This is a genomic window from Acinetobacter sp. UBA3132 (genome assembly GCF_002364825.1).
GTDB classification, from domain to species: Bacteria; Pseudomonadota; Gammaproteobacteria; order Pseudomonadales; family Moraxellaceae; genus Acinetobacter; species Acinetobacter schindleri.
Genome location: NZ_DEZM01000150.1, coordinates 1 through 8,551 on the forward strand (window position 1 = coordinate 1; position 8,551 = coordinate 8,551).

The 8,551-nt window shown below is 43.4% G+C and carries 6 protein-coding genes and 2 pseudogenes; 3 read left to right on the forward strand and 5 right to left on the reverse strand.

Features of this window, described 5'->3' with window-relative positions:
• Window positions 1-175 (reverse strand): annotated as a pseudogene (locus B4033_RS08335) (phosphotransferase); the annotation flags it as partial.
• Window positions 176-296: 121 nt separating this feature from the next.
• Between B4033_RS08335 and B4033_RS08340 the strand changes: the two are divergent.
• Together B4033_RS08340 and B4033_RS08345 are read left to right on the forward strand one after the other, a co-directional pair.
• The gene (locus B4033_RS08340) at window positions 297-2,756 is read left to right on the forward strand and encodes an LPS-assembly protein LptD (RefSeq protein ID WP_286833143.1); all 2,460 of its coding nucleotides are present in this window, start codon (window positions 297-299) and stop codon (window positions 2,754-2,756) included.
• Window positions 2,756-4,060 (forward strand): peptidylprolyl isomerase, encoded by a 1,305-nt coding sequence (locus tag B4033_RS08345; protein WP_286833145.1) that lies wholly within the window; start codon window positions 2,756-2,758, stop codon window positions 4,058-4,060. Before B4033_RS08340 ends, B4033_RS08345 begins: the two co-directional genes overlap by 1 nt.
• Window positions 4,061-4,175: 115 nt before the next feature.
• Here B4033_RS08345 and hfq read toward each other — a convergent pair whose 3' ends face one another.
• From hfq to tsaE, 4 genes are all read right to left on the reverse strand, one after another.
• Window positions 4,176-4,697 (reverse strand): RNA chaperone Hfq, encoded by a 522-nt coding sequence (gene hfq, locus B4033_RS08350; protein ID WP_004815549.1) that lies wholly within the window; start codon window positions 4,695-4,697, stop codon window positions 4,176-4,178.
• 92 nt (window positions 4,698-4,789) lie between these two features.
• On the reverse strand, window positions 4,790-5,734 hold the full coding sequence (gene miaA / locus B4033_RS08355) for a tRNA (adenosine(37)-N6)-dimethylallyltransferase MiaA (RefSeq protein WP_286833149.1): 945 nt from the start codon (window positions 5,732-5,734) through the stop codon (window positions 4,790-4,792).
• Between the two features lie 6 nt (window positions 5,735-5,740).
• Window positions 5,741-7,732: a DNA mismatch repair endonuclease MutL gene (gene mutL, locus B4033_RS08360; protein WP_286833150.1), complete on the reverse strand. Its 1,992-nt coding sequence runs from the start codon at window positions 7,730-7,732 to the stop codon at window positions 5,741-5,743.
• Window positions 7,722-8,201: a tRNA (adenosine(37)-N6)-threonylcarbamoyltransferase complex ATPase subunit type 1 TsaE gene (gene tsaE / locus B4033_RS08365; RefSeq protein WP_071320097.1), complete on the reverse strand. Its 480-nt coding sequence runs from the start codon at window positions 8,199-8,201 to the stop codon at window positions 7,722-7,724. The genes mutL and tsaE overlap by 11 nt, the downstream gene beginning before the upstream one ends.
• Window positions 8,202-8,361: 160 nt before the next feature.
• Between tsaE and B4033_RS08370 the strand changes: the two are divergent.
• A pseudogene (locus tag B4033_RS08370) lies at window positions 8,362-8,551 on the forward strand (pseudouridylate synthase); the annotation flags it as partial.

An 8,551-nucleotide genomic window follows, 5' to 3' on the forward strand; every position in this document is an offset into this window, starting at 1 on the left:
CACAATCTTCTTTTTCTGGTGGTGCATCCATTAGCATAAATGTTTTATTATTCAGTTTGATTCGTGCATAACGACGAAAACTGGCATCGCCTGCTAAAAAATGAGTTTCAAATTGATCTGAACCGAGTACAGAAGCAATCCAAGATTGTATCAATTGTTCGCGTTGAGTATTCATTTGCAATAAATTCTAGTACAGGCTGAGTTTTTAAAGTACTAAGTGTAGCTACTTATCAACTTTTTCTCTATGATGCGACAATAATTAATTGCGATAAAAGCATGATTGGTTAATGAGACAAATGAAGCATCAGTTTAAATATAATCCTTTAGCGACTGCGATCTTAACTTTGTTATGTGGTAGCTCAATTTCAAGCTATGCTGCAGAAAATGACTCATCCAACATCAACAATCAGCAGCTTAAACAAAGCTTACAGGAGACCTATCCTGGTGAAGCATTTTTCTCTCAATATTATGTTGACAAATCCACGCCTGAAGCACAACAACGTCAGGGGCAGTATTTAAGTTCTGCTTATTGTCAAGGCACCTGGATTACTCCGGTTTCACCTGCAGTGGAAGCAGTTGCTCCAGATCAAGCGACTTCTACTGTTACTGCTGACTATGGCCACTATAATCCGAATGGCGATTCCTACTTAGAAGGCAATGTCATCATTGATCAGCAAGGTCGTCAGATTCGTGCAGATCAAGTGACTATTGACCAGACCCAGACCTACGCCAAAGCTCAAGGTCGAGTACAGCTGGCACAAGCAGGTCTGCTCTCACAAAGTGATGATATTAATTACAACCTAAAAACCCAACAAGGCGACTTAAATAACAGCTTTTATATTGCAGAAGAACAACATGCGCATGGGCGTGCAGAAAAAATCGCCAGAACTTCCACTGAAACAGTTGAGCTGGAAAATGCAACCTATACCACTTGCCCACCTGAACAGAAGCCAACCTGGAAAATTCAGGCGGATCGCATCAAGCTGAATCAGGAAACAGGTCGTGGTGAAACTCGTAATACCAAAATATACGTTAAAGATGTGCCTGTTCTTGCAGTACCTTATTTTAACTTCCCGATTGATGATCGTCGCACCACCGGAATTCTGACCCCTAGTTTTGGTTTTACCAATGATGGTGGCTTAGAACTAGGCGTTCCAGTATATCTAAATCTGGCACCAAATTATGATGCTACCATTACACCACGTTATATCGCTGACCGTGGTGCAATGCTGGATGGTCAGTTCCGTTACTTAACCGAGAACTTTGGCTATGGTCAAATCTGGGGGGGCATTTTACCTTCAGATCGTAGCTATGACGATCAAGACCGTAAAGACCTGCATTTCCGTCATGACTGGCAGATTAACGAGCAGTTCTCAACCAATCTTGAATATAACTATGCTTCAGATAAAGATTTCTTCTCAGATCTAAATAACAACCCAAATTCTAAAACTGATCTGAATTTACGTCGTGCTTGGGAAATTAACTATAAAAATGGTATTCCTGGCTTAAAAGCACAGTTAAAAGTAGAAGATTTCCAGACCCTAGACCCAGAAGTTGCAGATGAAGACCGTCCTTATGCGCGTTTGCCACAATTCCTGGTTAACTATAAAACGGGCAACCCACTCGGCTGGCAATTCGAAGCCAATCACGATACTGCCTATTTCAAAAAAGATGTTAATAATATAAATCCAGCTACAGGCAGTTACGAACCGAGTGGTACACGTATCTATAACGATCTGGCAGTTCGCTATAATCATCGAACGCCTGGCTTATTCCTGCTTCCTCAATTGTCCTTGCGCAATATTAATACCTTCTATGACAAGGACACGATTGATCTTTTAGACCAGAACCAAACTAATTCTTCAAGTGAAGATAAATCTATTGTAGTGCCAGAATTCACTCTCGATGCTGGTTTGATTTTTGAAAAAGAAGGACGCTATTTACAGACACTAACACCTCGTCTGTTTTATGCTTACGCACCTTACGAGAATCAAGAAGGTCAGCCAAATTTTGACTCAGTGAATGCTTCGATCAGCTATGATCAGCTATTCAGCCCACGTCGTTTCTATGGTCATGACCGTTTAGAAGACAATAACTTTGCATCCGTAGGCTTAAGCTACAGCCTGTTCAATGATGTTGGTTTAGAACGCCTGCGTGCCAGTATAGGCCAAAGTTTCTTCTTCGAAGACCGTCGCGTGACTTTAGAACGGGATATTGATGAATATGACCGTGAAACGCATACTGGTCCTGTAATTCAACTATCCAGCCAGCTTTCCAATAATTTCCATGTCAACTTTAACTCAGCATGGATGTCGAATGGTCAGAATGCACAGCGCGATGTGCAAGCCTATTACACTGGTGAACAAGGTAATCTCTACAATGTAGGCTATTTCTATCGCAAAGAAATTACTGACCGTCAAAAAAGCTATGATCAGGTGGTTGGTTCATTCATTCAGCCTGTTTTCAATAACTGGCGTCTGATTGGTCATGCTCAATACGATCTGGAAAACAACGTTGCACGTGAATATTTACTTGGCGTGAACTATGAGTCATGCTGTTGGGGTGTTTCCGTCTATGGCCGCTCATATTACAATGATCTGGATGACATCAATGAAGCTGGTGTTAAACCAAAACGCATGATCATGGCAGAACTCAGCCTGAGAGGCCTGGGTGGATTCAACAATAAATTGGCATCACTACTGGAAAACCGTATTCTGGGCTTTAATAATATCAATCAGACTTGGACAGAACGTTAATGAAGACAAAACAGTTAAAACATTTTTTTAAAGCAACCACACTTGCGCTATGCCTTTCTGCAGCAATACCTACTTTTGCTGTTGCACAGACCAAGGATGAAGTTGTAGCTGTTGTCGACAATAGCGTGATTCTTCGCAGTGACCTGGATCAAAGCATTGCAGAGATTTCTCATCAACTCGAAAAGCAAAAGAAGCCTGCACCGTCACAACAAATCCTGCAACAACAAGGCTTAGAGCAACTGATTTTACGTCAGGCTCAACTTGAACAGGTAAAGCGTTATAATGTTCGTCCTGATGAAAAAGCGCTTAATGATGCAGTATTAAAAGTTGCACGCGACTCTGGTTCTTCCAGCCTGGAAGCTTTCCAGCAAAAGCTGGATTCAATTGCACCAAATACTTATGCTGCTCTACGTAACCGTATTGCAGAAGACCTTGCGATTAACCGTTTACGCCAACAGATTGTGACTTCCCGTATCAAAATCAGCGATCAGGATGTAGAAAACTTCCTGAAAACCCCGCAAGGTCAGGCATTACTCGGCAATCAGGTTCATGTACAACATGTCCGTGTTTCTGGTGACAATACAGCTCAAGTTGCAGCAGAGGTAAAGAAAGAGTTAGAAAGCTCTACCGACCTGAAAGCAATTGAGAAGAAATACTCCAAAGATGGTGTCAAAGTTGAAGCTGCTGACATGGGCTTCCGTAATATTTCAGATATTCCAGATGAGCTCGCATCACGTGTAACCAGCCTTCAGCCTGGTCAAACTTCTGAACTGATTGAAGCCCGCGATGGTACTCACATCCTTAAGCTAATTGATCGTAAAACGGGTGAAAAGCGTGCACTCGTACAACAATATCAGACGCGTCATATTCTGATTCAGCCTTCCGAAGTAGTGAGTCCTGAAAATGCCAAACAGATGATTGACAGTCTGTATACCCGCCTAAAAAATGGTGAAGACTTTGCCGTACTGGCGGCTACCTTCTCCAATGATCCTGGTTCAGCACGTGACAGTGGTAGTCTAGGCTGGGTGAATCCAGGTGTGATGGTCCCAGAATTTGAAGAACGTATGAAAAAAACGCCTGTGGGCCAAATTAGCGAACCGTTCCAGTCTCAGTTTGGCTGGCATATTCTACAGGTGACAGATACGCGCCAACAGGATATGACTTCAGAATATCAGGAACGTATGGCACGCCAGCTTTTAGGCGAACGTCAGTTTGATACAGAACTGGATAGCTGGTTACGTGAGACACGCAGTAATGCCTTTGTTGAGATCAAAGATCCACAACTGGACCGTAAAAAGAATTAATATTCAGCATCTTTAAAAAAACCGGCTTTTGGCCGGTTTTTTTATTATCTATATAAGACTATTACCATAAAAAAACCTCTCATTTCTGAGAGGTTTTTTGAATTCTTAAATCAGATTAACGGTTGTTTTCGTCATCTTGAGAATCTTCGAATTTTGCATCATCAGTAAAGCCAGCACCTTGACCACCAAAGCCACCTTGACCACCGAAGCCGCCTTGACCACCAAAGCCGCCAGGTTGACCGCCACCGAAGCCACCTTGACCACCGAAGCCACCAGGTTGACCGCCACCGAAGCCACCTTGACCGCCGAAGCCGCCAGGTTGGCCGCCACCGAAGCCACCTTGACCACCGAAGCCACCAGGTTGGCCGCCACCAAAGCCACCTTGACCGCCAAAGCCAGCACCTTGAGGACCAGCAGGAGCACCAGCAGGACGTGGGTTACGTGCAGGAACTACGGTAGAAATCGCGTGTTTGTAAACCATTTGGCTTACAGTATTTTTTAATAATACAACGTATTGGTCAAATGATTCTATATGACCTTGTAGTTTGATACCGTTAACCAGGAAGATAGAAACAGGAATACGTTCTTTACGTAGGGAATTCAAGAACGGATCTTGTAAAGTTTGACCTTTAGACATGTTATAACTCCAAAAAATTTTAAAATCAGCGCAAAAAACTATCTTTATTTTTCAATTAAAAATTATAAAAAAGATAGTCTGTAAATTTTGCTTTATCCGTAACAGTTTCGCAAGTCTTCTTGAGCCTGCTGTGCGGTAAAATATGTAGTAAATTTATGCTTATCTTGCAAAGATCTTAACCATGTGTATTGACGTTTAGCAAGTTGTCGTGTTGCAAACAATGCTTTGTCTTCCATTTCTCGCTGTTTTTCAACACTTCGATCACTATTTTTTATAAATTCGATCGCCTGACGGTAACCAACAGAACGCATGGATGGAAGATTTTCATCAAAATCGTATTTTTTCATCAAGCTTTTCACTTCATTTAAAAAACCGATTTCCCACATAATTTCTAATCGTTTTTCAATACGCTTGTGTAATTCTACTCGGTCTGGGATTAGCGCGTAATTATGAAAACTGTAACGATATGGTTGATTTTTTGGTTGTTCTGCTTGTAGTTTTGTTATAGCTTGGCCAGTTAGCTTATAAACCTCTAAGGCACGAATAATACGCTGTTTGTCACTTACTTTAAATTTTTGCCCTGCGACTGGGTCTACAGTACATAATTCCGCATATACTGCTTCCCACCCTTCCCGTTCGGTTTTTGCTTCAATTTCCGCACGTACCTTATAATCTGCACTGGGTAGATTATCAGATAATCCCTCTAACAATGCTTTGAAATAAAGCATTGTTCCACCAACCAAAATTGGGGTTTTGCCGCGTGCATGCATATCATCAATCAGGCGACAGGCATCTTCGACAAAATTGGCTGCTGAATAGACTTCTAAAGGACTAATAATATCAATCAGATGATGCGGATATTGCTCTAATTCTGCTTTGGTTGGCTTGGCTGTACCAATGTCCATTTCCCGGTAAACCAGTGCAGAATCGACGGAAATCAGCTCAAAATTTCCTTGCTCATAGAGTTCACATGCCAAAGCGGTTTTACCACTTGCAGTTGGTCCCATTAAGTTGATGACCGGCAATTGATTTGACATGTACCACTACTCTCCTCGAGCAAAAAGTTTATCTAGTTGAGCCAGTGGGAAAGCACGCCATGTTGGACGTCCATGATTACACTGGCTGGCAAATTCAGTTTGTTCCATCTGACGCAATAAGGCATTCATTTCAGACAGACTTAAAATACGGTTTGCACGTACCGCACCATGACAGGCCATGCCTGCCAGGATCTGATCACGCTTTTGCAGCAGGCCTTGCGCCTGATCCGTTGGGTCCAGATCATCCAGCAATTCAGGAATCAAGGCATCAAAATCTGCCTTGTGCAGGATCGCAGGAACTCCGCGCACGATCACCTGTTCATCACCATACTGGTCAATCTCCAGACCAAATCGGGCCAGCTGTTCCTTCAACTCTTCTACACGCATGGCCTGCATACGACTGATAGACACCACTCTAGGAATTAAAAGCTGCTGCGACGTCCAGAACTCCGGTTTATCCCAGGCAGACTTCATTTGCTGCAAGACGATACGCTCATGTGCTGCATGCATATCTACAATAATCAGACCTTCTGTGTTTTGTGCAAGGATATAAATCCCATGCAGCTGTGCAATCGCAATGCCTAAAGGATGCTCATCTATTTTAGCCTGCACATGTGTCTGAAAAGACTGCTCAGGGCTCAGCTGCTCAGTTTCGGAGTTTGCTCTAAGTGGTGCCAAATAGCTTTGTAAGGCATTGTTAAGCTGCTGTGAACCACTATAAGGCTTGGTATAATCCTGCACATAATGCACAGTTTGTGGACGCGATGATTCAAAGTCAGTCAGCACATCTGAAGCTTCAGCTTCTATATATTGATGCGTATTACGAGGATGTAGATGCTGCTGAACTGCATAAGGTCCAGGAGGGGACTGCGGTGCAGCCTGATGCAGGCTAAATTGTTCCTGATAACGCGGCTGAGGCGTAAGTGGTACAGGTTCCTCAGTTTTCATTGCATCAGCCAGATTAGCTGTTGCGGTCTGGAACTGTGCTAGCGTTTCTTTGGCATAATGACGTACAAACTCATGTACTTCACGCTGATTCAGGAAACGGATTTCATGTTTGGTTGGATGTACATTGACATCAATATTTTCCGGATCCACCTCCAGAAACAGCAGATAAGCTGCATGCTGGTGTCCATGCAGAATGCCGTCATACGCCATACGCAATGCATGAGAAATGGTCTTGTCTCTTACGATACGACCATTTACATAGACATATTGCATATCGGCTTGCGCACGCGCATCCGAAGGATGACCGAGCCAGCCAGACAAACGCATGTTGATACTGTCTGCATCCATCCAGTAAGCATTTTCAGTAAATTGGCGCCCCAATAACTGCTGCACACGCTGGAAACGTAATGCTCCACTGTCTGCCACAGGCAGATTCAGCTTGATACTTTCATTATGTTCCAGCACAAAACGGATATCGAAATGGGTCAGTGCCAGACGACGTACAATCTCTTCAATATGACCAAATTCGGTGCCCGGTTTTTTCAGAAATTTACGACGTGCCGGTACATTAAAGAACAGATCCTGCACCCGGATATGGGTACCACGTGAAGTGGCAACTGCCTGAATTTCCTGATGGTCAAAAGCAGTACCATTCACTTCAACCTGATAACCAATGCCATCTTCGCTTTGGCTACTGGTCAAGGTTAGACGCGATACGGCTGCAATCGAAGCCAGCGCCTCACCACGGAAACCCAGACTGGTGATGGCATGCAATTCCTCTGCTGTCTGAATTTTACTGGTGGCATGACGCATGACCGCCAGCGCTAAATCTTCCGGGTGAATTCCTCGACCATTGTCAATAATTTCGATCAGTGTACTACCGCCCTGTTCTACACGAATCACCAGTTCAGTCGCACCAGCATCAATCGAGTTTTCGAGCAGTTCTTTCACTACAGATGCAGGTCGTTCAATCACTTCACCCGCTGCAATCTGGTTCGCCAGTGCAGGATCAAGTGAACGGATACGGCGTGCGCTTAAATCATTCGACATGTGGGAATTGCTGCTCCAAAGCCTTCTGTAATACTGAGTTTGATGAAGTCAACGCTGCAGTACGAGTCAACTCATCTTCAGATTTAAGAATTTCAATGATCAGATCTGCTTCAGGTATTTCATCACCACCTTTAGATGGCCATTCAAACAAGAATAATGCCTTTGGGGTTTCAAGATAATCCCGAATACCCATCAGTTCCAGTTCATAGGGATCATTTAAACGGTACAGGTCAAAGTGGAAAATATCCTTCCCTTGAATATTATAAGGTTCTACCAATGTATAGGTTGGACTTTTGACCGAACCCTGATGACCGAGCTGTTGTAAATAATAGCGCGTCAATGTCGTCTTGCCTGCTCCCAGATCACCGATCAGATAGATCACTCCCGTACTAAAATTCGCGGCCAATACCTTAGCCAGCTGTTGGGTATCTTCTTCATGATTTAAGGTGACAGTAAATGAATAAGGCATATGACTCACGACATGATTCAAAGGAACAAATATGATAGCATCGCCGCAGTTTAAAAGCCTATTCTGCCGCATGAGAAACTGTATTTTTTCATAGCATTTGTTTCCTGACTGAGATCCACTTCCCCATATGAATACTTCTGCTGAATTTATCCCACCGATGATCAACGGCGTCAGTGCCAGCAAAGTTTTCTTGCAACCGTCCACTGCTGCAACAGTCTATGACTATTTATGTACACAGTTTCCACATATCCAGACCAGTGAATGGCAATCCCGTTTTCAGGAGGGCCTGGTTTATGATGCACAGGGAAATAGCTTAAATCTAAATAGCCCCTATCAGGCGAATAGCCACT